The sequence below is a fragment of the Pseudoalteromonas sp. 78C3 genome (assembly GCF_002836695.1).
Taxonomy (GTDB): domain Bacteria; phylum Pseudomonadota; class Gammaproteobacteria; order Enterobacterales; family Alteromonadaceae; genus Pseudoalteromonas; species Pseudoalteromonas arctica.
This window is the reverse complement of the sequence record NZ_PJAV01000132.1, coordinates 1-22,540: the sequence shown is the minus strand read 5'-3', so window position 1 is coordinate 22,540 and position 22,540 is coordinate 1. Positions and strand designations below refer to the sequence as shown.

The following is a 22,540-nucleotide window of genomic DNA, read 5'->3' as shown; positions in this document are numbered from 1 at the left end:
TACGCGGGGGTTTTTTTATGCATAAAAAAAGCGCACAGAGGAATGAGGATGAGCAAACAAGAATATAATGGCTCTGAACTAGTAGTTCAGGCATTAAAAGAGTTAAAGGTAAAATACATATTTGGCTACCCCGGTGGTTCGGTTTTAGACTTATATGATGCACTTTTTCAGCAAGATGATATTGAGCATATATTAGTACGTCATGAACAAGCTGCCACACATATGGCTGATGGTTATGCTCGTGCTACTGGAGACGTTGGTGTTGTACTTGCAACCTCAGGCCCTGGCGCTACAAACTGTATAACGGGTATTGCAACGGCCTACATGGATTCAATTCCTATGGTTGTATTGTCAGGCCAAGTACCTACAAATTTAATTGGTGACGATGCATTCCAAGAAACTGATATTGTTGGCTGTTCTCGCCCTATAGTTAAACACAGCTTTAACTGTAGAAGTGCTAAAGAAATCCCAACAATCTTAGCTAAAGCCTTTTACATAGCCAGTACAGGTCGTCCTGGACCTGTTGTAGTTGAGCTTCCTAAAGATATGCTTAACCCTGCTATAAAGTTTGAATACGAATTTCCTAAAACAACAGAGCTAAGAACATACAGCCCTAATACTAAAGGGCATTCAAAACAAATTCGTAAAGCGGTAACAACTATTCTAGAGGCCAAAAAACTGGTTATCTATTCTGGCGGTGGTATTGTTATTTCAAATACGTCAGAGCAATTAACGCATCTAGTTGAATCGTTAAATGCACCCATTACCAATACACTAATGGGGCTTGGCGGCATATCAGGTGTACATCCAAACTTTGTAGGTATGCTAGGCATGCACGGTACGCTTGAGGCTAACAAAGCAATGGCAAACGCCGATGTGATTTTAGCGCTTGGTGCACGATTTGATGACAGGGTAACTAATAACGTTAAAAAGTTTTGTCCAAATGCCACAATTGTTCATGTTGATGTTGACCCAACTTCAATTTCAAAAACAATCAAAGCACACATACCAGTTGTAGGTTGTTTAGCAACCGTACTTGAACAACTACAAACGGGTATTGATAAAAGCCCAATTAAAATAGATCGCAGCGCGCAAGAAGATTGGTGGCGCCAGATTATCAGCTGGCGTGAACAAAAATGTTTAAGCTACAACACTGATGGCGACAAAATTAAGCCACAAGCCGTTATTGAAGCTGTTTATAAAGCCACTAATGGCGATGCTTACGTAAGTTCTGACGTTGGTCAGCACCAAATGTTTGCAGCACAATATTACCCATTTAAGCATCCTCGTCAGTGGATAAATTCAGGCGGCCTAGGCACTATGGGCTTTGGCTTACCTGCTGCTATGGGCGTAAAATTAGCCTTTCCTGATAAAGAATCTGTATGTATTACGGGTGATGGCTCTATTCAAATGAATATTCAAGAGCTATCTACCTGCTTGCAGTACAACCTAGCGGTAAAAGTTGTATCACTCAATAACCGCTCTTTAGGTATGGTACGCCAATGGCAAGATATGGTTTACGGCGGTCGTCATTCATCATCTTACATGGACTCGCTGCCTGATTTTGTTAAGTTGGTTGAAAGCTACGGGCATGTGGGTATTAAAGTAAACACACTTGATGAGTTACAACCTGCAATCGATAAAGCTATGAGCATAAACGATCGTTTAGTCTTTTTAGATATTCTTGTAGACGAGAAAGAACATGTATACCCAATGCAAATCAAGTTAGGTGGCATTGATGAGATGTGGTTACGTAAAGGAGTAAAAGCATAATGCGTCGTATTTTATCTATTTTACTGGAAAACGAACCAGGTGCACTGTCGCGTATTGTTGGGCTTTTTTCACAACGTGCATACAACATTGACAGCCTAACTGTTGGCACAACTGATGATCAGTCGTTATCACGTATTACCATTACCACCATGGGTGATGACAGAGTGGTTGAGCAGATCACAAAACAAGTTAACAAATTAGTCGACGTGCTTAAAATTATCGATTTAACAGAAATGAGTCACATTGAGCGAGAGTTATTGCTTGTTAAGGTATTTGCTCAAGACGAGACGACTCGTGCAGCGGTTACCCGCGTAGTTGATGTGTTTCAGGGTGTTATTTTAGATATGGGCCGACAAAGCTATAGCCTGCAACTAGTGAGCAGTACAGACAAAATAGAATCGTTTTTAGACACACTTCGCCATGAAACCGATATTATTGAAGTTGTACGTTCTGGTGCTGTTGGCATTGGCCGAGGCGATAAAGCCTTAAAAGCATAAATTTATAATATAAAGGCATCAATTGATGTCTTTATTAAACATAAAAAAAAAGAGCTAAATAGCTCTTTTTTTATTTTAATTCGTTAAACCTATTAAGGGTTTACTTGGTCTTTAAGACCTTTACCTGCTTTAAAGCTTGGGATAGTTGCCGCTGCGATTTGGATCTCAGCACCCGTTTGTGGGTTACGGCCAGTGCGAGCTGCACGTTCTTTTACTGAGAAAGTACCAAAACCAACTAATGCTACTGAATCACCTTCTTTTAAAGAAGAAGTTACAGCACCTGTAAACGCGTCAAGAGCACGAGTAGCAGCGGCTTTAGAGATTTCTGCATCAGTAGCAATTTTTTCAACTAATTGAGCTTTATTCATTGTTAGATTCCTATTCGTTATTATTTTGCCTTCGCAAAACCTATCTTTATGCATTTTTAAAGAGTTAGCAACAGCAAATTGCATTTTTTGCTTAAATTCTTAAAAAATGAGTAAAATTTAAATAATTCGCGGTAGAATACAGCGTGTTGGGTTAACAAAGACTTAATTTGAGTACAATTTTGGCGCAAGTTAAGCAACTGGGTAAATAAGCTATATTTTTTCGATAACTAAGGTCACTTCCCCGACCTCGACTCCAAACTTAACAATAGATGTGCGGTTTATCAAGCGCGATTGTGTAACCAGGTACATCCAATCGTCAAAATTCACTTCTAAAGTACTGCCATCGTATGGAAGCTCTACATCATAATTCCAATGAAATACGCTGCCGTCACTTTTGCCTTTTGCTGTACCTATAACATCAGCTGCTGTCCCCGTTAAACTATTGTCTTCATTTAACGTTATTTTCCAGATTCGCTTTTGGGTTTCGCCATCATCATAAACAAAGTCTTCTTCAATAACGCCCTGGTTACCGTCCCAAGTCGCATTCATATCTACGACAAGCTTTCGGGTCAATTCGCCTTTAAAGTCTTGTACAACACCATAGGCTTTCAAATTTCCGCTAAAAAACGTTTTAAAGTCGAAATTTGGCGATGTATTTTTATAATGTTCAACATTTGGTGCCGAACAGCTAATTAAAAGTAGAGCCGAGAGGCTCATAACAGCTGCTTTTAACGTGTTTAATATGTTCATATTAATTCCCTAATAATTGCTTTCGTAATTTTGGCTCAGAAGTTTTTTCATCAAGCCAAATAGCTAAAAAGTCACTCGAAAATTGAGGTTCATCAATTTCACCCATTTTTTCATCATTATGATAAAAAGTGCTCATACCTTGCTCATTTGTCACTAATGTTAGTGAGTCACCCTTTTTTATATCAGGCCAAATAGACAACAATTTACTGTCGTATTTATCTGCCAGCCCTGTTTTTCCAAGATGTTCCCACTGCTCATTTGTTGCTTTTACTATTTCTTTAGCGTCAAAGTCACGTAAATAGGTAAGCTTAAACTTAACAGGATGTGTTTCTGCGCTGTAATTACCTGAAGGGGTAAATAGCACGGCGTCATATACATCCCAAAATAAATACTCCATTCGTGCTTCGCCTACTTTATTAAATTGTGTGTTAGCTAAAACAATTGAAGTTGTAAGCAAATAAAAAGTAACTGCCTTTAGTAAAAATTTCAAAATAAGCTCCCTTTGAGTCAATGGGTAATGTTACGAAATAGAAATTGTGGACGATCAGCGATTGATGAATAACTTGATTTTTTGGTTTATAAAAATAATAACAGTAAATACTGTAGACCAAAGCGCGCCGTAAACGAGCCAGAATTGCCATAAAGGGAACCCTAAACTTATTACTTCAAAGCGTGCTCCAGCCCAATAACTTGCTGGCGCAAAAGCCATGCATACTAAAAAGGCCTGCCAAAGCTTTAATTTGCTCAAAAAAACCATAGAGGTATTTAAAGAAAGTAATAATGCAGCCCATAAAAAGACGAGCCATAGAGGGAAGGGATAAACTTTAAATTCTAACAAGCCTAACTTTACCGCTATAAATTCTAACAATAGTGCTAAAGGTAGGGCTTTAATTAGTAGTAAGGAGTCTTGTTTTTTCTGCTTTGACAAACAAAACATTAAAACAATAATCAAACCACTAAAAAGTAGCGAATTGGCTTCAAGCAGCAATGATAAAAACCACACTGCTTGAAATAAAATAAAATTAGTAACCGAGCGCAATATCATCGTTATCACTAGTAAAACGAGGTTTACGCGCCATTAAATGTACCGTACTTGTTGCTCTCGCTCTAAACGCACCTTCGCAATAAGCAAAATAAAATAACCATAAACGATAAAAGCGTTCATCAAATTTAGAGCGGTCTAAATCAGGCCAACTTTTTATAAAACGAGTTCGCCAATCTGCTAATGTTCGTGCGTAGTGAGCGCCAATATCATTAACAGTATGAATAACCATATCGGTATTATTTTTAATCTGCTCACTCATTTCGTTAAGCGATGGCAAACATCCACCCGGAAAAATATACTGTTGGATAAAGTCAGAATTTTTTAAGTAGTGCTTATAACGCTGATCGCCAATAGTAATTGCTTGTATAAGCATGGCGCCATCGTCTTTTAGGAGCTCACCACACTGAGTGAAAAAGCTCGGCAAATAATCATGACCCACTGCTTCTATCATTTCAATAGAAACAAGCTTGTCGTATTTACCTTTTAGTAGTCTGTAATCGAGCTTGAGTAATGTTATTTTACTTTCAAGACCAAGTTCAACAATCTTGTTAGCTACATAATCATGTTGCTCATCAGATATGGTTGTTGTTGTTACATGGCAATCGTAATGTGTGGCCGCATATATAGCAAATGCCCCCCACCCTGTACCAATTTCAATTACTGAATCATTTTTTTGAAGCTCAACTTGCTCACAAATGCGTTTAAGCTTGTATTGCTGAGCCTCTTCAAGTGTGGCTTCTTTTGTAGGATATACAGCACTTGAATAAAGCATTTCTTTACTTAAAAATGATTCGTACAAATCATTACCTAAGTCGTAATGAGCAACAATATTTTTCTTAGATCCCGATTCTGAATTTTTGTTTTTTATGTGATTAAATCGGTGTGCGATATTACTAAAAAATGCGAATTTTTTTTCAAACTCATCGAGTTGCTTTTCGTTTATAGCAAATATCTCAATGAATGAAGTTAAGTTGTCACAAGACCAATGCCCCAAAATATACGCTTCGCCAGCGCCAACACTCCCAGATAATGCAAATGCTTTATACATAGCTTTATCATTAACTGTAACGGTTGTTTTTAGATCAGAAAACGTATCACCAAAAACAGTTCTTTCGTTGCCTTCGATAAGCACTATTTGACCTGTTTCGATTGATGAAAAGGCTTTAGTTACTAATTTTTTATATATATTAGTTAACCAATTTGTGCTTTGTTCGCAATTTAAGCTCGACACTTTATCCATTAAAATACCTATTAATTGTCCTGACTACCTATGTGCTTTATGGCTTACCTGAGTGGCCTAAAAAAGGCACTCGCTTTATAAACAACTTTAATGCTTGATAATAAATACCTTTGAAAATAGACCATGTCATGGCCGGAAAACGTTTAAACAACTTATTAATCTCTTCGTTAGTGAGTTCTTTACGTTTTAAGCGAAGTGTTGCATCAAATAATAACTCTTCATTTTTCTTATTTTCAATGTGTATCAATGTTTTATCAGGCGATTGTTTAACATGCCAATGATAGTTCATATCTAGATTCATAAAAGGTGATACGGAAAAAACCTTCTTAAAGTTCACTTTTTTTTCTAAAGGGACTAAATAATAATGACGTTCGTTCCAGGGTGTATTACTCACTTCAGCAATCATGTACTTAAAACGAGTGTCGTTGTGGCCAAAGAAGTAAAAATTAACAGGGCTAAAATACACCCCAAAACAACGAAGTTGCCCAAGCATATAAACATGAGTAAAGGTTTCAGTAATACCTAAATTGGTAAGTTGATCATGCGCACGCTCAATAAGAGGTCGTTTAGCACGCTTTGAGGGGTCTTTAAGATAATCAGCTTCATTAAATTTTAACGCTTTTAAGCCTGACGTACCTATGTGTTTATGCACACCATTTAGTTGCTGAGGATTATTTAAATCTACCCACATCATATACAAAGGGTAACTAAAACGATGTTCTTTAACAGCAAAACGGCGATGTTTTACATCGCCTAAATACACTGCACTAGTCAAATTCGACCCCAAGTTGCTTGGCTACATCTACACCACTGTGTACGCCATCTTCATGAAAACCATTGTACCAATAAGCACCACAAAAATAACTATTGTTTTGTCCATTAATACTGTGTTTAAGCTTTTGAGCAGCAATTGACTCTTGGTTAAATACAGGGTGATGATAAGTAAACTCGCGCAAAATTTTACTTTGGCTTATTCCTTCAAGGTGATTAAGCGTTACACAAAACTGTGTATCCGACTGTATGCCTTGCAAAATATTCATTTGGTAAGTAACAACAGCTGCTTTATCAGTGTTGTTATTAAGTAGGTAGTTCCAACTTGCCCATGCCGCTTTTCTATCAGGTAAAAGGTTTGTATCGGTGTGCAGCACAACTGAGTTCTCAGTGTAAGCTATTGCACCCAATACTGACTTTTCTTGCTCAGTCGCATCACCAAGTAGTGCAAGCGCCTGATCTGAATGACAAGCAAATATTACTTTATCAAATTTACTTAATTCACCATTGGCAAACTCTATTGTTACTTCATCATTTTGACGCGTAACAGATTTAATATCTGTATTAAGTTTAATTTTATCAGCAAAGCCTCTGATCAGTGGCTTAATATACTGACGAGAGCCACCTGGTACCACATACCACTGTGGTCTGTTTGTTACATCTAAAAGGCCATGATTAAAGAAAAACTTAACAAAAAATTCAACGCCTACATTCTCCATTTCTTTAATACTGGTAGACCAAATAGCCGCGCCCATAGGAAGAATATAATGGTATTTAAAAAAGTCATTAAAGTGATTGTCACTAAGCAGTTGCCCTAATGATTGATCAGCTTGGTAATTATCTTTTTCATGTAGTGCTTTACACAGTTTATTAAACCTAACAATGTCGTACAATAATCGCCAAAACTTAGGTCTAAAAATATTACGACGCTGTGCAAATAGGCTTGTAAACGTATGGCCATTGTATTCAAAGCCAGTGGCTTCGTTATGAACACTAAAGCTCATCTGCGTTGTTTGTTTATCTACACCAATACGCGATAGTAACTTTTCAAAGTATGGGTATGTTCTGTCATTAAATACAATGAAACCAGTATCAATCGCGTACTTAATACCACCAACATTTACATCAACCGTTGCAGTGTGACCACCTATATAATCATTTTTTTCAAATACGGTTACATCGTAATGTTTATGAAGCAAATGCCCACATGTTAAACCAGATACACCAGTTCCTATTATTGCTATTTTTTTCAACGGGCTAATCCTTTTGCGATTTTAAGCCAAATCGGGAGTGGTAAAATACGTAATGCTTTTAATATAAGTGTAAAACGGTACGGAAAGTGAACATCTTTTCGGCGCTTATGTATTCCCTTAATCATATAGTCTGCGGCTTTTTCAGCGGTAACAGCCATAGGCATCGGGAAATCATTTTTATTAGTAAGCGGAGTTTTCACAAAGCCAGGGTGAACTAAAGTCACATCAACATCATCTAAATCAACAGCTAAGCTTTTTGCTAAGTAACTTACACCCGCTTTTGATGCACCATAAGCTTCTGAACGAGGTAGCGCAAGATAGGTAACACTTGAGCTGACCAAAACAAGCTGACCACCTGAATTTATTTTAGGAAGTAGCGCCTCAAGGCAATACCCCATAGAGAGTAAATTTACGTTTATTACACGTTCAAACAATGCACTATCAAAGTTTCGTGCGTCATCTATGTATTCACAGTTACCCGCGTTTAAAATAACACGGTCAAAATGAGGAAAGCCAACTGTCGACTCTTTAATGTCTTGTAGATTAGTTGCATCAAATTTACATGCTTGAATATTGTCGTATTTAGCAAGCTCAGCGAGCTTTTCACTATTACGGCCACAAGCTATAACAGTGTCTCCCAACTGCGCATATTTAATTGCTAACTGCTCACCAATACCAGAAGTAGCACCCGTTATAAGTGTGATCATAATTAACCTGCCCTTTTATCAATTAGCTTTATAACACTACCAAGTAAAGGAATATGTTTGTACAGCAACTCGCCCACATTAAAGTAGTCTCTGTGCTTGATAATTTTGCCATTTTCAAAAATAAGCTTGCTATGACCTTCTACCGATATAGTTTTACCTGATGAAAGCTTTGGATGTGCATAGTGCATAGTCCAATAAATAAAAGCATTGTTTCCGCTATTAAACGAATCGCTAATATCAAACTGACAATGCTTAACATTGCTGTATAAGTTAGCAAAGTACCTGCGCAATTCTACAATGCCATTAATTTCGTGCATTGGGTCTATAAACTGTATGTTGTCACAGTAAATATCACTCAATAAATCAAGATTAGTGCTATCAAGCTGTTGGTATATTTCAACAAATTTATCTACTGGTAACTGGTTATCCATATCACACCTTAAATGCAGCAAGTGCACGTTCTCGTGCCGCTTTATGATCAACTATTGCTGGCCAGTAACATTCCTTATCTTTACCTATTGCGGCTAAATAAGTGTGTGGAAAATGAATGTGTTTATCTGGCACGTTTTCAAGCTCTGGCAAATACTTACGGATAAACTTGCCAGTTGGATCAAAGCGCTCGCTTTGTCTGATAGGGTTAAAAACTCTAAAGTAAGGCTGAGCATCACACCCGGTACTTGCAGCCCACTGCCAGCCACCATTATTTGAGGCTAAATCGCCATCAATTAGGTGCTGCATAAAAAAGCGCTCACCTTCGCGCCAGTCTATTAATAAATGCTTAGTTAAAAAGCTCGCAACAACCATACGTAAACGATTGTGCATCCAACCGGTTTGCTTTAATTGTAGCATTGCAGCATCCACTAACGGATAACCTGTTCGCCCTTCACACCATGCTGTAAATTCATTTTCGCTTTTACGCCACACTACGTCGTTATACTTTTCGTTAAAGTTGTCACCGCGCGAAAGCTTCGGAAATTCAGCAATCAAATGCCTGTAAAATTCGCGCCAAACAAGCTCGTTAATCCACGTAAACGTTTTACTTTTTGACGTAGTTAAAATATCAGGATAACGCTGCTGAATATTAATAAGCAGCTGTTTTGTGCTTACAATACCAAGTGCTAAATACGGGCTTAAACCTGATGTGCCTTTTACGCTGGGTATATCACGCTGATCGTCGTAGCTTGTAAGTTTGTCACATATAAAGTTATCGACCACGGTTGCTAGTGTTTCGTCGTCAACCGGCCACTTATCTGAGCATCCATCACTTTTTAGTAAGTCGCTTTCATCAAATTTTATTGGATCAGAAGTTAAAGGCCATTGAGGCAAACTAAAGTGTGTATCTTGATACTGCTTTAACCATGCTCGCTTAAATGGAGTAAACACTTTATACATTTCATTACTTTGATTTTTAACCGTTCCAACAGGTGCAATTAAATCACCTTCGTACAAAGTAAAAGTAATTGAAAGCTCATCGCATTTATGCAAAATTGCTTTATCGCGGTTTACTTCATTAAGCTCATATTCTGTATTAGCAATTACGTGTTTTACATCGTTTGATTTACAAAAATCAATAAGCTCACGCGTACAATCACAAAAGCTTGGCGCTTCAATAACATGTAAAGTAATGCCGTAATCAGCAAGCTGAGATTGAAGATAAGTAACTCGGCGCTTGAGTAAGTCAATCTGAATAGGCGCAGTTTGGTGCTGTTGCCACTGTTTTTCAGACACAAAAAAAATGGCGTGTTTAGCGCCATTATTTAGCGCTTGAATTAACGCTTCGTTAGAAAAAAGGCGCAAATCGCGCCTAAACCAAAATAATGTATCCATCAAATACCAAATCGTAGTTTTAAATCGTGAGGGTAAGGGTTAAAAAACACTTGTTTTTCAAGGTACTCATTTGGGTGAACCTTCAAATGATGTTTTAACAAGGTAAGTGGTACATACAATGGCACCAAACCTTCGCGGTATTCATCTATCGCATCACGAAGTTCTTGTTTTTCAACCTTCGATAAATCTGTTTTAAAGTAACCTTGTAAATGCATTAGCGTGTTGCAATTATTTCTGCGAGAAGCTGGCTTTTTAAGACCCGTCATCAAACCTAGAATATATTCATCTGCAACTGCATTTATATCGTCACCTACATAAGTCCCCAGCAGGTTACCCAAATCACGATAAGCTTGATAGTTATGAGCCATCAACAAGTACTTATACTGAGAGTGAAATTGAGTAAGCTTATGAACCGTAAGCGGCTCTTGTGCTAATTTTTGCCAGTTTTTAAATACGTAAATTCTCATTACAAAGTTTTCACGTAAATGCATGTCATTTAAACGTCCGTTTTCTTCACATGGCAATAATGGGTTGTGCTTCATTATTTGCTCAGCAAAAAAACCAACGCCTTCTGAGGTATTACCTGTTCCTGCTTCGTTGTATATTTTAATGCGCTCCATGCCGCAGCTTGGGCTTTTTGCACAAAATACAAATCCGCTTAATTCTTTAGCTTGTTCAGTTGCAACTTTTTTACCATATTCAGTAAGTTGTTGGCCTACTTCGCCGGTGCCATCTGGGCGGCATACTTTAATAGTATCGCCCACTTTAACTTGGCGAATAGTTGGACGAGGTATTGGTAAACCAACAGCTACTTCCGGACAAAACCGTGTGTATTCAACGTGTTTACCTAGCTCGTCCATACAAAAATTTGACTTTTTATGTCCTGTGTCAAATCTAACTTTTTCGCCTGCTAAGCAGGCGCTTATACCTATTTTTATTATATCTGTATGCATATATTCTCTTAGTAAATCAAATTACCTATTGGATTTAGTAACTTGCTGAAGCCCTTATTAAAATGTAGCGCACTACTGACAACTGTAAAGCATAAACATCCATCTTTCGTTAAAGGTGTGTGTTGATGACTACCATCTTGCCAAATAAAGTCGCCTGGTACGTAATTACCATCTTCATCACTAAACTCACCGTCTAGTAGTAAAGTAACTTCAAATCCAGTATGTGTATGCTCAGGAATTTCGCCACCGGCATCAATATGTAGCAAGCTAGAACGCAGCGCACCATCATCAAGCGAAACGCGAGATCGTGCCAGCTTACCAACTTGTGTAAATTTGCTATGAGAAATACGTGTTAAAGCACGTGGAAGCTGATAGTTATGCTCATTCACTTTAATAGAGACAGGCTCTACTTCGTAAACTTCATCAATAGAATCATCAGACATGATCATATCAAGTACATTTAGTTCAAATTCTTCAAGTAAATCAGATTTCTCAGTTTGAGGTTTCTCAAATTGAGCAGGCTCTTCACTAAATAATGCATTTGCATTACTTGCTTCAATTTTAGCTACTTTAGCTTGGCACACAGGGCACATGTCTACGTGAATAGAAACGGCTAAACTCAATGATGTAGCAAGTGATGCATCGCAATACTGTGTCAGTAAAGTTTCACTCGGGTGATGTTTAATCATGCTGATCTCCCATTTCATTACGTAATTTTTGCAAGGCCAAACGTAACCGTGATTTTACCGTGCCTACTGGAATATTAAGTTGATGTGCAAGTTGCTCTTGCGACATATCTTGAAAATAAACGCCTCTTACCACTTCGCGTTGAGCAATTGGTAATTTGTCTAAATAGCGCTTAATTTGCTTATCTTCTAAATGATCACTGTATTCGTGATGCGTATCTTGTGAGTCGTTTAGTAACGGCCAAATATCTTCGCTTATATTTTCTTCTTTATTACTTTTCATTTTACGAAGCATATCGAACGAAGCGTTACGCATAACGGTATAAACCCACGTAGTCGCAGCGCCTTTTTCACTATGATACAAATGTGCTTTACGCCAAACAGACGTTAATGTTTCTTGCACAAGCTCCATGGCTTGGGCTTCAACACCAAACTGCTTAATTCCAAAGCGTTTAATTTTTGGCGCAAAGTATTCAAATAAATATGAAAACGCTTTTTTATCGCGTGATTGCGCAACATCTATAAGCGCTTGCATGAGCTCTTTACTCGGCGTTTCTGGCATGGCAGTGTACTTACCTGTATTAGGTTCACAACGTGGTGACTGTTGTTGACTTACCATAATAATTTATCCCGTTATTGCTTTTGTATTAAGTAATACGGGCAATAATTAATTTAGGATCATAAAATTTAGGCAAATTCGTTATTAATCACAGTATGGAGGAAATTCAGTAAGTTATCAAAATTCGTTTCAAACGCAAGTTGCTGTTTTTTCTCAATAGAAACAGGTAGGAGTTCGAGCCAACGTGCTGCAATCCATGGAAGCTTGTCAAAATGAGTTTTCTTGTACAACAAATTAAGTTCCGGATTACCTTGAAACACGTTTTTAAGCGCATCGTGTAATAGGTAATGTTCACCAATTTGGTTGTTAGAATCTTTGTACCAATACGGCGTATTACAAGGCGATACCAAGCCATGACGTAATTCGTCTTCGTCTTGATAAACATCATTAATTTGCACATTTTGCGATGCAAATACATCAATTAATAATACATCGTTATCGTCTTGGTCAAAATCAATAATATCAACAAGGCAACCTTGCGCGCTTATATTAAAAGGCGTGTCATGCTCGAACGTACAAAGCACAAACCCTGTATTATTTTTTAATGCGGTTTTAACCATATTTAAATAGCGAGGCTCAAATATGCGTAATCGCGTATAACCTTCAGGTAACATAAAAATGGGTAATGGAAAAATCGCACGTTTCATAAAGTCTACTTATTTCAAACACTCTGCCTTTATTTACGTGCGCTTTTGCTAAGTCGATCAGCTTTGTATGAATCGAATTAATTACCAGCTATATAATTGGCTAAAGATTAAACCAACCTCCCATAGCTTTAAACACTTGAACCGAGTAATAAGCGCTAATCATACTGACTACGGGTGCTAACATTAATGCAAATAATCCAAGTTCACTGCTCATCGTTTTAATCCTTTAAATAATTTATTTTGCGTTTTTTATACTAGTATCAGTATTTTTAAGCGTTGTGCTATCTGTTAAAACGGGCTCATCTAATAAACCCTCTAAAACAGTTTTAGCATCAAAATAAAGCGTTTCCTTTAGTGATTTTTCAAGCTCGATTGTGGTTTGCTTAACATAGCTTGCTACACTTTGAGTTAATATATCAGTTACATCTAGGTCCACCTCTGTTGCGTGTACTTGCGCAGAACCTAATACTAATAAACTTGCCATAGCGATTTTAATTGAATGTTTCATAATGGTATTCCTTGTTTGTGTATTGTTTAGACGTAGTTATATACTCAAGGGTTGTGCCAACATAAAAATAAATTATAAGCAACTGTAATTAAACAACTTTACATGCGCCACTTTAATTTAAAAAATTCATACCTCGTTAATTTAACCATTTAATTTAATTTTTTGACTACTTTTTAGTTAATAAATAAAAGGGGTTAAATGTATTAATACCGTCACACTAAATACATTTAGCGTTTATAAAAACGTCATATCTACCCGCTAAAGTGCACACCACTATAAATAATTTAAAAAGTGCAGTATGACCCTTTCATCACGTCGAAATTTTTTAAAAACCTCAGCAGCAAGTATATTTACCGTCGCAGTATCGAGTGCCATTACAGGTTGTGCTCAAACATTAATAAACAAACCTCTATCGGCTATTGAATTTAAACACGGTCTAGCGAGTGGCGATCCGCTTAGTCATGCTTTGATAATTTGGACACGTGCAACTCCTTCTCAATCAAATTTTGAAGTTACTGTTGCTTGGGAGTTGGCAAGTGACTCTCAATTTAAAAACATTATTCGTGGCGGGCGCGAACAAACAGATAAAAGCCGAGACTTTACAATAAAAATAGATGTACAAGAACTTGCTCCAAACACAGAGTACTTTTATCGTTTTATAGGTTTGCAAACACAAAGCCCTATAGGCCGTGCTAAAACACTACCAATAAATAATATTGAACAAATAAAAATGGCTGTTGTGTCGTGCTCAAACTACCCTGCTGGGTACTTTAATGCCTACACAGATGCCGCTAAGCAAAAAGATTTAGATGTAGTACTGCATTTGGGAGATTACATTTACGAATACCCAATGGGCGGATACGCTACCGAAAATGCTGAAAAAATTGGCCGCCAATTAGCAGCCGATAACAGCGGTGAAATTATTACCCTTAGCGACTATCGCAAACGCTATGCTATTTACAGAACAGACCAAGGCCTTCAAGCACTTCACGCTGCAGCGCCTTTTATCGCAATATGGGATGATCACGAAGTTACCAACGATACCTATAAAAGTGGTGCTGAAAATCATACCCCTGATGAAGGTGACTTTTTTAAGCGCCGCGCAGCTGCTATTCAAGCCTATTTCGAATGGCTGCCAATTAGACCGCCTATGGGCGAACAAAGCCCGCAAATATACCGCACCTTCGATTTTGGTAATTTAATAAGCTTGCACATGCTAGATACGCGTGTAATAGCACGCGATAAACAACTTGCTTACAGCGACTACAAAAACCCCGAGACCAAGCAAATGGATGTTGCGTGCTTTGTCAGTGATTTAAATAATCCAAATAGGCAGTTACTGGGTAATACACAACTAAACTGGCTCACCAGTGCAATAACTAAATCAAATGCAAAATGGCAAGTATTGGGCCAGCAAGTATTGATGACTAAAATGTGGCTACCTACTGAAATATTCTCGCAATCCGATCGCACTAAAATACCGCATGTGTTAAAAGAGCTTGTTGCCATTAAAAAAGCAGTGCTAGCTAATAAAGCGGTAACGCCCGAGCAACTTGCACGCGTAAATACTTTAATGCCTTATAATTTAGATGCGTGGGATGGTTACCCAAGCGAGCGCGAAGCATTATACAAAAGCGTTACTGCATTAAATAAAAAGTTAGTAGTGGTTGCAGGTGATACGCACAATGCGTGGCATGGCACATTAAAAAATGCAAAAGGCGAAAGCGTAGGAGTAGAGTTTGCAACACCTGGTGTTACATCCCCGGGTATGGAGCATTATTTAGCGCTTAATACAGCACAAGCAAAGCAGATGGCTGACTCGCTTACATTGCTAATAAACGATTTAAACTATTGTGACTTATCACACCGTGGATATATGTTACTGACTATTACTAAAGAGCAAATCACAACCGATTGGCGCTATATAGATAATATAGACTCTCCAAGCTACAACATTGCTGCTCAACACCAAAGTGTCTATAAGGGCTAACATTTTGTATAAAAAGAGAAGGTAAACACATTATTTACCTTCTCGTTTATTTTATTAAACGCGCTTAATTACAACTATAAAGAAGCGTCCACGAAGCATCACTTCCTGGAATGCTGTTTGTATACCAATTTGCGCTGTATGCATTACCTTGATATTGCATTTTATCGTCGGTGTTATTGTGAGTAAACGGACCACCTGAGTAATCTTTGTTCACCCAATTAGGGTATGCATTAATACCGTTACAATCTGTTGAACTTACAACACTGCATCCATTTGTATCAACACTAGTACCTGCAGGTGTATCTGGGCACTGATCAATATCATCATTCACTCCATCGTTATCCGCATCGCTTTGTGGTTCAACTACTTCAACAACACAACCTATATTATTAACAGTTTCACCTGCAGGTGTATTAGGGCATTGATCAACATTATCGCTAATACCATCGGCATCGCTGTCAGTTACTGCACAACCAATACTATCAACCGTTGTACCTGCGGGAGTATTATTGCACTGATCAAGGCTGTCACTTACGCCATCCCCGTCGCTATCTAAATCAACATTGCTACTACCACCACCCCAACCTTGAATGATCTCTTTAACTTTAGAGCCTGACGATGTTAGTGAATTCCAACTACCGCCTGGAGTAAATAACGATGCACCTTCGTTTTTATCGTTTAAAGCCCAGTTAGCGTGGCTAATATTGTTTGTTTTAAAAAATGCCATCCATGCATCGGTTTCATTGATATTAACACCCCCATTGCCATCAGCATTAACTGTTCCCCACTCTGTGGCGAATAGTGCAATGCCGTTATCGAGTGCTGTTTGTGCTTTATTTCGATACGATTGACCATGCGTGCCAGCATAAAAATGCAGAGTGTAAGCAATATTGGCACGATCAATTGGGTTTTGTGATGCCACATCAACATCTTGTGACCACGTAGGCGTACCAACCACAATTAAGTTATCAGGGTCGATTGCTCTAATTTTATCAATAACTGTTTCTGCGTAAGGCTTAATATCGTTAACCCACGAGATTTGTAAAGGCTCGTTATAAATTTCATAAATAACATTGTCGTACTGCCCATATTTGGTAGCTACGTCTTCAAAAAAGCGAACTGCAGTTGCTTGATCGGTATGTGCTTCATGGCTATGAAAATCAATAATAACGTACATATCTTCGCTAATAGCTGCGTTTACAACAGTATCAAGACGGCTCATATTGCCCTCCCAATCAAAGTTCAAACTACCACCAGTACTCGTACCATGACCAATAGCTGCACGAATTAATGTTGCATTAAATTCAGTTTTTGCCTTTGCTACTGTTTCTGCTGTATAAAATTTTTCAGCGCCCCACCCCGTATTACTCCAAAATAGGCTAGGTCCTGCAAAGCTTGTGTTTTCTCCACCCGCAAGAATTTGATTTCCACTCACCGTTAACTTTTCAACAGCGGCATTGGCCATTGTTGAGCATTCTAATAATAAAGCTAACGATAAGCTCGCCACTTTAAAATCCTTTCTTTTGTGATTATTTGAACTGTTATTCATCGTATTTCCTTAAATTGAAATTATCAGTCGTCATTGCTTGACGTAATAAATTGATAGCAAACCAATACTTAATAGTTAAATAAAGTTAATTTGGCGAGCAGAAAGCACCATTTATTTATTAACATTAAATGAATAAAAAGGTACAAAGATAAGGATTTTAATTAACTAAATATCAACAAGTGAGTGATTTAACGAGGTTTGAGGATTTTACTGGGTATATACAGGTATTTACACGATGTTTACATGGTGCAGGCAAAAAATCTCGGTTACAAAAAATATGTATAAAAATGAAAAGGCGGTAATAATAATTATTACCGCCATCAATAATAGCTAAATATCAGGGTGAAATATTAATAAGCCAACCAAACCGAGTTCTGATTAAGTGGCTTATTTTTTAGTGGGTAGCGCTTTTCTGCCCAAACGGTATGCATCCATCATGCTCAGCACCCAAATTATAATCATTAAAGGCATATACTTATATTCAGCGAGTTTAGCGCAGGCGTCAGAAGGTTGTTGCGCGGCTTTTAAAATGGCCGTAACCGACATCGGGATTTTTCCGTGTACAATTTCATTTGCAGTACACTGTGCAATCGCAAATATATCTTTTAGGGTTAAAATTAAAAGAACAGAAAATACACCTGCAAAAATAGCGCCTATAAGGTGTTTTTTTAAAGAAAAATGCCCCGCTCCAGGATAAACAATGGCGGTAAGTAAAGCAGCTTTTAGATCTTGTTTCATTTTTACCTAATATAAATTCACTTTAACGTGATCACATAAAAAAGCCACTTTGCAGTGGCTCAATTAAAATATCAAGTAGTTAAATGTATTATTGTCCACCAAACCCGAGAGTTAACTCAATACCAACAAAGCGAGGTGCTCCTGCAACAAATGTTGGGTTGCCAAATCCCCCTCCAGTATTACCTGCATCAACTAAATACTCTTTATCTAATAAGTTACTAGCAAATACACTAACAGCCCAGTCATCACCATTTGCGATACCTAAGCGCGCACTGACTAATCCAAGCCCTGGTTGGCTAATATCTAAGCCTGATATTGGCGCATTTGCTGGCTCAAAAAACACTTCAGAGCGGTAGCTATATATTAAAGAGCTCGTTAAATTAAGTGAGTTCGACAATTCTGTTGAATAAAACAGCCCCGTACTAAACGTCCACTCTGGTTGTAGTCTAAATTTATTGCCTGCGAGGTTACCGTTATTACTATCATCATCTATTTCAGCATCGAGGAAAGCCGCATTGGCAAATACCTCAAACTCATTATTAATTAACGCCCTTACTTCAGCCTCTGCGCCAACATTAGTGGCAGATCCCGCATCAGCAGAAAACGCAACGCCTTCATCATCCTGTAACGTAACCTGAAAGTTAGAGTAATCTTGATAAAATACAGCGACAGAGTAATCTAAACGCCCGTCAAGCGCTTTGCCTTTAATACCGGTTTCGTAGTTCCAAATAATTTCCGCAGGGACTTCTGATATAGAAGCTTCGACATTTCCTTGTTCGTTGTTAGCCGAACTTACTTCAAGTACTTCCGAACGACGCCCTTTTGAAATAGTCGCATACATATTTGTAGTAGGGTTTATTATATAAAGCGCATTAAAACGTGGCAGCCAATCATCATAATCAGCATCGCCATAAAATGTTTCACCATTTGTATCAACCGTAAACAATGGCGCTTGTGTTAAAACACTATTGGGTGCAGCAGAGCTATAGCCACTGCGCTTTTCTTCTTTTATATAACGAAGTCCCGCTGTTAACTCTAATGCTTCAGTAGTAGCATAAGTTACATCAGCAAACGCTGAGTACGCTTTGTTTTCACCATAGTTTGTAAACTCTAGTGAATATGGCAACTCGTTTACTACACCACCTGTTAATGCTGGCGTTAAAATATTAACGCTACCATCATTATTAATACAAGGAACACCTGAGCCCAATACACCTAAGCAATTTAAGAATATAGACTCCTCTGTACTAAATGGAATACGCTGGCTACCATCTTCTTCAAAGTAACTCACACCAAAAATACTAGTAAACTTATTCTGCGTATAAACAGCGCGTAATTCTTGGCTAAATTGATCGCCCTCAGCAGCTTCTGCAAATTCTAAAAACCATGCCTGCGTACCATCAGCATCAAACACTTCTAAAGAGTCAAAGTTACGCCCTGCAGTAATTGAGGTGATTGTTAAATCGTTACTTACATCCCAATTTACAGTCAAATTTAAATCGTTAACTGTGCGCTCCACACCTAAGTCTTTTTTTCCAAACACAGACTCTGCATACGGACTACCTGGCATTTCAACAAAGCTATATGGACTTGTATCACCACCGGTTGGTGCATAAAGCCCATTTTTAAAAGATGTACCCGAGTCATCATTTTTTTCATACGTATACACCAAATCAATCGTTACATCGTCACTAGGTGTAATACGTAAAGACGGACGATAAGAAAAACGCTCAATAGCATGCATATCATCTTGCTTAAACCCAGCCGGATTTTGGGAGTTACTATCTCCTGCAATATTTTTTATAAACCCATCACGTTCACGATAAGTAAAAGCAACACGGCCTTGCAATAAATCATTGCCACCCGTTACAAAGCCACTAGCACCTTTGGCCGAGTAATTACCAACGGATGCTTTTAATTGAGCCGAAAAATCTTTTTCTGGTTTACGTGTTGCTACACTAATAGCACCTACAGAAGCTGCTGTTCCAAACAGTGTCGCTTGTGGTCCCTTAACCACTTCAATCCCTTCTACATCAAAAAGCTCAAAGTATGAGCCACGAGAGCGTGATACATCTGCTCCGTTATAATAAATAGACACACGAGGGGATGATTGAGACGACCCACTATCAGACGTAATACCACGAATTACAAAGCCCGGGTTGTTAGGGCTTTGCTCTTGAATAACAAGCCCTGGTGTTATTTCAGATAAAGTGTCTAGTTCACCTATACCCAAGCTTTCTAAAAAGTCGCCATCGTAGGCGCTTATTGTTACGGGCACATCTTGTATTGATTGCGCACGCTTTTGAGCAACAACCACTATTTCATCAAGTTCTTTATTTATGGTTTGATCTGCAAAACTATTTGTTGATGTAACGCAAATCATCGCCACAGACAATTTAGTAAGTTTAAGAAAAGGCCGTGTTGTTAATTTATTTTTCATGTTTTTCACTGTTCGTCCGGTTAATTGTTTTTAGGAATTACCAGTAATCTAACGAACTATTACGACTTTTTTACGTCTTATTAATTACGCATTGGTTAAATTGATGTTTCAACTTTATGAAAAACAATAAATTATTGTATTCATATAAAAATTATAATATTGAAAAACTCAGCGTACACTTGTACACTAAAATTCATTCAAATAGTGGTAGGATCTGTCATGTCGTTAGAAGCGCCCTATTCTAAAAAAGAAGAACAACTAAACGTAATTAGCCATGCACTTGGTATTGTATTTGCCGCATTTGTTATGTGGGATTTATTTAGCCAAGCCACCAGCACTAAAGCGTATGTAAGTACTGTAATTTATGGCAGCAGTCTATTTGTACTGTTTTTGTCGTCCACTTTGTACCATGCCAGTATTCAACCGCGCTTAAGAGCCTTTTATAAAAAGTGCGATCACTGCGCCATATACTTATTAATTGCCGGCACCTACACTCCCTTTTTATTAATCTCATTAACCGGTGCTTGGTCATGGGCCACACTTACATTTATTTGGGCGGTGGCACTAGCAGGCGTTGCGTACAAAGTATTTGTAAAAAACGGTAATAAAAAAATATCACTCGCCACCTACTTGCTCATGGGCTGGTTTGCACTGGCTATAGTGTATCCACTTTATTCTAGTGTTGATGTAAAAGCACTTTACTGGCTACTTGCCGGCGGTATTTTTTATAGTTTAGGCACTTTTTTTTACAGCGCTAAAAGCACCCAATTTAGCCACGCAATTTGGCACTTATTCGTTATTGCTGGGTGTGTTTGCCATTATATTTCAATTAGCAATTACGTTTATTGAGCTGGTATAGCCAATTAATATGGTCTAGTTTGATCCGTGAATTCACCACTCATAGTAACTAAGTGTTAGGATTTACATATTGTAATTTTCAAAAATCATGGATGATCAATGTATAATTTAAATCTAGTACCTCTTTTCTTTGTTTTAGCTTTAGTTCCATTTCAACTTTTAGCTGAACAACAGCTGCCCACTGAATTTGATAATAACCGCATCTTTCTTACTCCAGAACTGAAAGATGGTCAAAAGCTAAAGTTCTTTACAGATACAGGTGGCGGTTGGAATGCTATATCGAAAGAACTTCATCAACAATATAAATGGCCTACGATTGAAAAAGTAGATGAAGGTAATGTGCATACACTGTCAAGTATGCCGGACTTTCAAGCTGGCTCAGAAATTCCTATTGGTGGTTTGCAAAACTTTATGGAAGGCTATTTATTTATAGTCCCTAAGGATGAACTATCAATTGAGGAAGACTTTGATGGTTTTTTAGGTGGCCGATGGCACGCAGAAAAAATTATTAAGATTGACTATTTAAATAAATCTATGTCCATCCTGCAATCTTTAGATGAAATAAACTTATACAAATTCAAAAAGATAAAACTAGGTTTTCAAAAAGACTCGCAACAAAAATACACCACCGCATTTCCTAGAATCGAAATAAAAGTTCAAGGGATAGAATACCAAATGCTTTTAGATACTGGTGCAACATCAATATTAACCGATGCAGCGGCAAAGCATATACAAGGTACATCAAAGGTAGTAGGTACTTCTTTTATTTCAGCCAGTATTTTTGAAAATTGGAAAACTCAAAATCCAAGTTGGGCTGTTATTGAAAAGGCGGAGTCTAATACTGGAGAATCAATGATAAAGGTCCCTAAAGTTATGATTGCCGAGCAAGTTACAGGGCCGGTTTGGTTTACACGGAGGGCAGATAATAACTTCCACAAATTCATGTCATCAATGATGGATAAAAAAATAGATGGAGCTTTAGGTGGTTCGGCTCTTCAATATTTTGAATTGGTAATTGATTATATAGACGAGTCTGCATATTTAAAGAGTGAATTCTGAACAATTAACTTCTCAGCTGGCACGTACCCATTATGCCGGCTTCGAATGCTTGAACTCACACCGAACAACGGATATTCAGAATCAATTGGGATTAGCTAAGCGATACTAAGAGGAAGTTTTCCCCTTTTTTACATAGCGCGGATTCAAACCTGAAGTGCATAACGTTTAGGCGGCTTTAGCCGCCAAGTGATCCTGCATCAATTTTGCAGGCGTTTCAAATCCAAGTGTCTTCCGCGGACGATTATTAAGTTGCTCAAGTACG

23 protein-coding genes are annotated in these 22,540 nt (G+C 37.9%); 5 read left to right on the top strand and 18 right to left on the bottom strand.

The features are described from left to right. Positions 1-48: 48 nt before the first annotated feature. Both CXF76_RS07560 and ilvN read left to right on the top strand, forming a co-directional pair. The gene (locus CXF76_RS07560) at positions 49-1,773 is read left to right on the top strand and encodes an acetolactate synthase 3 large subunit (RefSeq protein ID WP_024609159.1); all 1,725 of its coding nucleotides are present in this window, start codon (positions 49-51) and stop codon (positions 1,771-1,773) included. Continuing rightward, entirely contained in the window at positions 1,773-2,270 is a 498-nt protein-coding gene (ilvN, locus tag CXF76_RS07555) for an acetolactate synthase small subunit (protein WP_007580691.1), read from the top strand. Before CXF76_RS07560 ends, ilvN begins: the two co-directional genes overlap by 1 nt. Positions 2,271-2,362: 92 nt before the next feature. Here the strand turns inward: ilvN and CXF76_RS07550 are convergent, their stop codons facing one another. The 15 genes from CXF76_RS07550 to CXF76_RS07480 form a co-directional block, all read right to left on the bottom strand. After that, positions 2,363-2,638 (bottom strand): HU family DNA-binding protein, encoded by a 276-nt coding sequence (locus CXF76_RS07550; RefSeq protein ID WP_002962474.1) that lies wholly within the window; start codon positions 2,636-2,638, stop codon positions 2,363-2,365. Between the two features lie 210 nt (positions 2,639-2,848). Continuing rightward, positions 2,849-3,388, bottom strand: coding sequence for a DUF3833 domain-containing protein (locus tag CXF76_RS07545; RefSeq protein ID WP_010552971.1), 540 nt, complete (start codon positions 3,386-3,388; stop codon positions 2,849-2,851). A 1-nt stretch (position 3,389) separates the two neighbouring features. Then, positions 3,390-3,878, bottom strand: coding sequence for a chalcone isomerase family protein (locus CXF76_RS07540; RefSeq protein ID WP_024609161.1), 489 nt, complete (start codon positions 3,876-3,878; stop codon positions 3,390-3,392). Between the two features lie 54 nt (positions 3,879-3,932). Continuing rightward, positions 3,933-4,433, bottom strand: a complete 501-nt coding sequence (locus CXF76_RS07535; protein WP_101163368.1) for a DUF2878 domain-containing protein — start codon at positions 4,431-4,433, stop codon at positions 3,933-3,935. Next, positions 4,411-5,673 carry an SAM-dependent methyltransferase gene (locus CXF76_RS07530; protein WP_101163367.1) on the bottom strand — a complete coding sequence of 421 codons (1,263 nt, stop codon included), beginning with the start codon at positions 5,671-5,673 and terminating at the stop codon, positions 4,411-4,413. The genes CXF76_RS07535 and CXF76_RS07530 overlap by 23 nt, the downstream gene beginning before the upstream one ends. A gap of 37 nt (positions 5,674-5,710) precedes the next feature. Further along, positions 5,711-6,448 (bottom strand): DUF1365 domain-containing protein, encoded by a 738-nt coding sequence (locus CXF76_RS07525; RefSeq protein ID WP_024591085.1) that lies wholly within the window; start codon positions 6,446-6,448, stop codon positions 5,711-5,713. Next, the gene (locus tag CXF76_RS07520; RefSeq protein WP_101163366.1) at positions 6,441-7,697 is read right to left on the bottom strand and encodes an NAD(P)/FAD-dependent oxidoreductase; all 1,257 of its coding nucleotides are present in this window, start codon (positions 7,695-7,697) and stop codon (positions 6,441-6,443) included. The genes CXF76_RS07525 and CXF76_RS07520 overlap by 8 nt, the downstream gene beginning before the upstream one ends. After that, complete coding sequence (locus CXF76_RS07515; RefSeq protein ID WP_007580704.1) at positions 7,694-8,404, bottom strand: SDR family NAD(P)-dependent oxidoreductase; 711 nt, start codon at positions 8,402-8,404, stop codon at positions 7,694-7,696. Before CXF76_RS07515 ends, CXF76_RS07520 begins: the two co-directional genes overlap by 4 nt. A 2-nt stretch (positions 8,405-8,406) precedes the next feature. Then, a complete protein-coding gene (locus CXF76_RS07510) occupies positions 8,407-8,835 on the bottom strand; it encodes a nuclear transport factor 2 family protein (RefSeq protein WP_007580706.1) in 429 nt (142 codons plus the stop codon). A 1-nt stretch (position 8,836) separates the two neighbouring features. Further along, on the bottom strand, positions 8,837-10,231 hold the full coding sequence (phrB, locus tag CXF76_RS07505; RefSeq protein WP_101163365.1) for a deoxyribodipyrimidine photo-lyase: 1,395 nt from the start codon (positions 10,229-10,231) through the stop codon (positions 8,837-8,839). Continuing rightward, positions 10,231-11,184, bottom strand: coding sequence for a YbgA family protein (locus tag CXF76_RS07500; protein ID WP_024591090.1), 954 nt, complete (start codon positions 11,182-11,184; stop codon positions 10,231-10,233). The genes phrB and CXF76_RS07500 overlap by 1 nt, the downstream gene beginning before the upstream one ends. 8 nt (positions 11,185-11,192) lie before the next feature. Then, the gene (locus tag CXF76_RS07495; RefSeq protein WP_024591091.1) at positions 11,193-11,873 is read right to left on the bottom strand and encodes a ChrR family anti-sigma-E factor; all 681 of its coding nucleotides are present in this window, start codon (positions 11,871-11,873) and stop codon (positions 11,193-11,195) included. After that, positions 11,866-12,489, bottom strand: a complete 624-nt coding sequence (locus tag CXF76_RS07490; protein WP_010552978.1) for a sigma-70 family RNA polymerase sigma factor — start codon at positions 12,487-12,489, stop codon at positions 11,866-11,868. The genes CXF76_RS07495 and CXF76_RS07490 overlap by 8 nt, the downstream gene beginning before the upstream one ends. Before the next feature lie 68 nt (positions 12,490-12,557). Beyond that, positions 12,558-13,136, bottom strand: a complete 579-nt coding sequence (locus CXF76_RS07485; RefSeq protein ID WP_024591092.1) for an LON peptidase substrate-binding domain-containing protein — start codon at positions 13,134-13,136, stop codon at positions 12,558-12,560. Between the two features lie 235 nt (positions 13,137-13,371). Further along, a complete protein-coding gene (locus CXF76_RS07480; protein WP_101163364.1) occupies positions 13,372-13,644 on the bottom strand; it encodes a hypothetical protein in 273 nt (90 codons plus the stop codon). 298 nt (positions 13,645-13,942) lie between these two features. Between CXF76_RS07480 and CXF76_RS07475 the strand changes: the two genes are divergently transcribed. Beyond that, a complete protein-coding gene (locus CXF76_RS07475; RefSeq protein WP_024591094.1) occupies positions 13,943-15,634 on the top strand; it encodes an alkaline phosphatase D family protein in 1,692 nt (563 codons plus the stop codon). A gap of 64 nt (positions 15,635-15,698) precedes the next feature. On the opposite strand, the gene CXF76_RS07470 is transcribed toward CXF76_RS07475, so the two are convergent. The 3 genes from CXF76_RS07470 to CXF76_RS07460 form a co-directional block, all read right to left on the bottom strand. Beyond that, positions 15,699-17,183 carry a cellulase family glycosylhydrolase gene (locus CXF76_RS07470; protein ID WP_024591095.1) on the bottom strand — a complete coding sequence of 495 codons (1,485 nt, stop codon included), beginning with the start codon at positions 17,181-17,183 and terminating at the stop codon, positions 15,699-15,701. A gap of 387 nt (positions 17,184-17,570) precedes the next feature. Continuing rightward, positions 17,571-17,921: a hypothetical protein gene (locus CXF76_RS07465; RefSeq protein WP_024591096.1), complete on the bottom strand. Its 351-nt coding sequence runs from the start codon at positions 17,919-17,921 to the stop codon at positions 17,571-17,573. 88 nt (positions 17,922-18,009) lie between these two features. After that, positions 18,010-20,361, bottom strand: coding sequence for a TonB-dependent receptor (locus tag CXF76_RS07460; RefSeq protein WP_101163363.1), 2,352 nt, complete (start codon positions 20,359-20,361; stop codon positions 18,010-18,012). Between the two features lie 219 nt (positions 20,362-20,580). On the opposite strand from CXF76_RS07460, the gene trhA reads away from it, so the two are divergent. Continuing rightward, entirely contained in the window at positions 20,581-21,210 is a 630-nt protein-coding gene (gene trhA, locus CXF76_RS07455) for a PAQR family membrane homeostasis protein TrhA (RefSeq protein WP_101163362.1), read from the top strand. A gap of 108 nt (positions 21,211-21,318) precedes the next feature. Further along, positions 21,319-22,278: a hypothetical protein gene (locus CXF76_RS07450; RefSeq protein WP_024591099.1), complete on the top strand. Its 960-nt coding sequence runs from the start codon at positions 21,319-21,321 to the stop codon at positions 22,276-22,278. Positions 22,279-22,540 lie beyond the last annotated feature (262 nt).

What these genes read in the sequence shown, in the direction of transcription:
- CXF76_RS07485 (WP_024591092.1), bottom strand. Translation starts at nt 13,136, where the DNA reads ATGAAACGTGCGATTTTTCCATTACCCATTTTTATGTTACCTGAAGGT.
- phrB (WP_101163365.1), bottom strand. Translation starts at nt 10,231, where the DNA reads ATGGATACATTATTTTGGTTTAGGCGCGATTTGCGCCTTTTTTCTAAC.
- CXF76_RS07510 (WP_007580706.1), bottom strand. Translation starts at nt 8,835, where the DNA reads ATGGATAACCAGTTACCAGTAGATAAATTTGTTGAAATATACCAACAG.
- CXF76_RS07470 (WP_024591095.1), bottom strand. Translation starts at nt 17,183, where the DNA reads ATGAATAACAGTTCAAATAATCACAAAAGAAAGGATTTTAAAGTGGCG.
- CXF76_RS07450 (WP_024591099.1), top strand. Translation starts at nt 21,319, where the DNA reads ATGTATAATTTAAATCTAGTACCTCTTTTCTTTGTTTTAGCTTTAGTT.
- CXF76_RS07490 (WP_010552978.1), bottom strand. Translation starts at nt 12,489, where the DNA reads ATGGTAAGTCAACAACAGTCACCACGTTGTGAACCTAATACAGGTAAG.
- CXF76_RS07515 (WP_007580704.1), bottom strand. Translation starts at nt 8,404, where the DNA reads ATGATCACACTTATAACGGGTGCTACTTCTGGTATTGGTGAGCAGTTA.
- CXF76_RS07545 (WP_010552971.1), bottom strand. Translation starts at nt 3,388, where the DNA reads ATGAACATATTAAACACGTTAAAAGCAGCTGTTATGAGCCTCTCGGCT.
- trhA (WP_101163362.1), top strand. Translation starts at nt 20,581, where the DNA reads ATGTCGTTAGAAGCGCCCTATTCTAAAAAAGAAGAACAACTAAACGTA.
- CXF76_RS07560 (WP_024609159.1), top strand. Translation starts at nt 49, where the DNA reads ATGAGCAAACAAGAATATAATGGCTCTGAACTAGTAGTTCAGGCATTA.
- CXF76_RS07535 (WP_101163368.1), bottom strand. Translation starts at nt 4,433, where the DNA reads ATGATATTGCGCTCGGTTACTAATTTTATTTTATTTCAAGCAGTGTGG.
- CXF76_RS07495 (WP_024591091.1), bottom strand. Translation starts at nt 11,873, where the DNA reads ATGATTAAACATCACCCGAGTGAAACTTTACTGACACAGTATTGCGAT.
- CXF76_RS07460 (WP_101163363.1), bottom strand. Translation starts at nt 20,361, where the DNA reads ATGAAAAATAAATTAACAACACGGCCTTTTCTTAAACTTACTAAATTG.
- CXF76_RS07475 (WP_024591094.1), top strand. Translation starts at nt 13,943, where the DNA reads ATGACCCTTTCATCACGTCGAAATTTTTTAAAAACCTCAGCAGCAAGT.
- CXF76_RS07480 (WP_101163364.1), bottom strand. Translation starts at nt 13,644, where the DNA reads ATGAAACATTCAATTAAAATCGCTATGGCAAGTTTATTAGTATTAGGT.
- ilvN (WP_007580691.1), top strand. Translation starts at nt 1,773, where the DNA reads ATGCGTCGTATTTTATCTATTTTACTGGAAAACGAACCAGGTGCACTG.
- CXF76_RS07530 (WP_101163367.1), bottom strand. Translation starts at nt 5,673, where the DNA reads ATGGATAAAGTGTCGAGCTTAAATTGCGAACAAAGCACAAATTGGTTA.
- CXF76_RS07500 (WP_024591090.1), bottom strand. Translation starts at nt 11,184, where the DNA reads ATGCATACAGATATAATAAAAATAGGTATAAGCGCCTGCTTAGCAGGC.
- CXF76_RS07465 (WP_024591096.1), bottom strand. Translation starts at nt 17,921, where the DNA reads ATGAAACAAGATCTAAAAGCTGCTTTACTTACCGCCATTGTTTATCCT.
- CXF76_RS07550 (WP_002962474.1), bottom strand. Translation starts at nt 2,638, where the DNA reads ATGAATAAAGCTCAATTAGTTGAAAAAATTGCTACTGATGCAGAAATC.